The organism is Mesorhizobium sp. M7A.F.Ca.US.006.04.2.1 (assembly GCF_004022915.1).
Taxonomy (GTDB): Bacteria; Pseudomonadota; Alphaproteobacteria; order Rhizobiales; family Rhizobiaceae; genus Mesorhizobium; species Mesorhizobium ciceri.
In genome coordinates this window covers 1-2,643 of record NZ_RZQA01000866.1, presented here as the reverse complement: position 1 = coordinate 2,643, position 2,643 = coordinate 1, and the positions used below count along the sequence as shown (strand labels likewise).

The following is a 2,643-nucleotide window of genomic DNA, read 5'->3' as shown; positions in this document are numbered from 1 at the left end:
TCGAAGAAGATACCCGAGCGCTCAAGCTCGCCGGGGCGCAGTTCGCGCGGCACCTCGATGGGTGGCGCGGCGTCAGCCAGGGAGCGCACGGCAGCCGGCCTCAATCCGGTCGCCGGCCTCGACATCTCGCTGGAGGACGCCGAGACCATGGCCTCGGGCAGCGTCACCGCGACGGTGGCGGCACTGTCGGCGCTGATCGAATCCGGCAATCCGCTGCACAAGGACGGCGTGCTGTGGACGCCGCACCGCCCTGCCCGCCCCGAAAAATCCGAAGGCGGCATCGCCATCAAGATGGTGTCGGAGTTCGAGCCGGCCGGCGACCAGCCGACCGCGATCAAGGATCTGGTCGAAGGCGTCGATAACCACGACCGCACCCAGGTGCTGCTCGGCGTCACCGGCTCAGGAAAAACCTTCACCATGGCCAAGGTGATCGAGGAGACGCAGCGCCCTGCCTTGATCTTGGCGCCGAACAAGACGCTTGCCGCGCAGCTCTATTCCGAGTTCAAGAAATTCTTCCCGGAAAACGCCGTTGAGTATTTCGTCTCTTACTACGATTATTACCAGCCGGAAGCCTACGTCCCGCGCACCGACACTTTCATCGAGAAGGAATCCTCGATCAACGAGCAGATCGACCGCATGCGCCACTCGGCGACGCGTTCGCTGCTTGAGCGCGACGACGTCATCATCGTCGCCTCGGTGTCCTGCATCTACGGTATCGGCTCGGTCGAAACCTATACGGCGATGACCTTCCAGATGCAGATCGGCGACCGGCTCGACCAGCGCGCGCTGCTCGCCGATCTCGTCGCCCAGCAGTACAAGCGGCAGGACATCAACTTTGTCCGCGGCTCGTTCCGCGTGCGCGGCGACACCATCGAAATCTTCCCGGCCCACCTGGAAGACCGCGCCTGGCGCATCTCGATGTTCGGCGACGAGATCGAGCAGATCACCGAATTCGACCCGCTGACCGGCCAGAAGACCGGCGAGCTGAAAAGCGTCAAGATCTACGCCAATTCGCACTATGTGACGCCGCGCCCGACGCTGAACCAGGCGATCAAGTCGATCAAGGAAGAGCTCAAGCACCGGCTGGTCGAACTGGAGCGGGCCGGCCGCCTGCTTGAGGCACAGCGGCTGGAACAGCGCTGCCGCTTCGACCTCGAAATGCTGGAAGCCACCGGCTCGTGCGCCGGCATCGAGAACTATTCGCGCTATCTCACCGGCCGCCAGCCGGGCGATCCGCCGCCGACGCTGTTTGAGTACATCCCTGACAACGCACTGGTCTTCATCGACGAAAGCCATGTCACCGTGCCGCAGATCGGCGGCATGTATCGCGGCGACTTTCGCCGCAAGGCGACGCTGGCCGAATACGGCTTCCGTCTGCCGTCCTGCATGGACAACCGGCCGCTGCGCTTCGAGGAGTGGGATGCCATGCGTCCGCTTTCGGTCGCGGTCTCGGCGACCCCTGGCGCCTGGGAGATGGAACAGGCCGGCGGCGTCTTCGCCGAGCAGGTCATCCGTCCGACCGGCCTGATCGATCCGCCGGTCGAGGTCCGCCCGGCCAAGAGCCAGGTCGACGATGTCGTCGGCGAGATTCGCGATACCACCAAGGCCGGCTACCGCACCTTGGTCACCGTGCTGACCAAGCGCATGGCCGAGGATTTGACCGAGTATCTGCATGAGCAGGGCATCCGCGTCCGCTACATGCACTCCGACATCGATACGCTGGAGCGCATCGAGATCCTGCGCGATCTGCGCCTCGGCGCCTTCGACGTGCTGGTCGGGATCAATCTTCTGCGCGAAGGCCTCGACATTCCCGAATGCGGCTTCGTCGCCATTCTCGACGCCGACAAGGAAGGTTTCCTGCGATCGGAAACCTCGCTGATCCAGACCATCGGGCGCGCCGCCAGAAACGTCGACGGCAAGGTCATCCTCTATGCCGACCAGGTGACCGGCTCGATGGAACGGGCGATGGCCGAAACCAACCGTCGCCGCGAAAAGCAGATGGAGTGGAACGCGGCCAACGGCATCACACCGGAATCGGTCAAGTCGCGCATCTCCGACATTCTCGATTCGGTCTACGAGAAGGACCACGTCCGCGCCGATATCTCGCAGTTCACCGACGGTGCCGGCGCCATGATGGGCAACAACCTCAAGGCCCATCTCGACGCGATGGAAAAGCAGATGCGCGATGCCGCGGCCAATCTCGACTTCGAGAAGGCGGCCCGCATCCGCGACGAGATCAAGCGCCTGCGTGAGATGGAACTGTCCATCTCCGAAGACCCGCTGGCCAAATACGCCGACATGGAAAGCCCGGCCTCCGGCCGCGAAAAGGGCAAGCACAACAAGGGCGTGGCCAAACATCGTACAGCAGAGGAACAGGAGCGTTTTCGCAAGCTCGACGCAGCGCGTGCCGCCGAAGAGGCAGCCAAGGCTGCCCGGCCCAACCTCTTCCGCAAGCCTGATCTCGACGAGATGGGCGCCGATGGCACTGTGCCGGTGAAAAAGCCGCTGTTTTCGAAACCCTCGATCGACGACATGGGTCCAGGTACCGACATGCCGACGCCGGCCGGCGCGGTGTCGCGCTCGCTGTTCAAGAAACAGTCGGCATCCGAGGCACATGGTTCCGATTTCGGCATTCCCGGGGAC

The 2,643-nt window shown here is 63.6% G+C and carries 1 protein-coding gene; it reads left to right on the top strand.

The annotated features are described in order from the left end of the window. Nucleotides 1-2,643 (top strand): excinuclease ABC subunit UvrB (gene uvrB, locus EN925_RS31350; protein WP_281040673.1); only part of this gene is annotated, 2,643 nt, incomplete at both ends.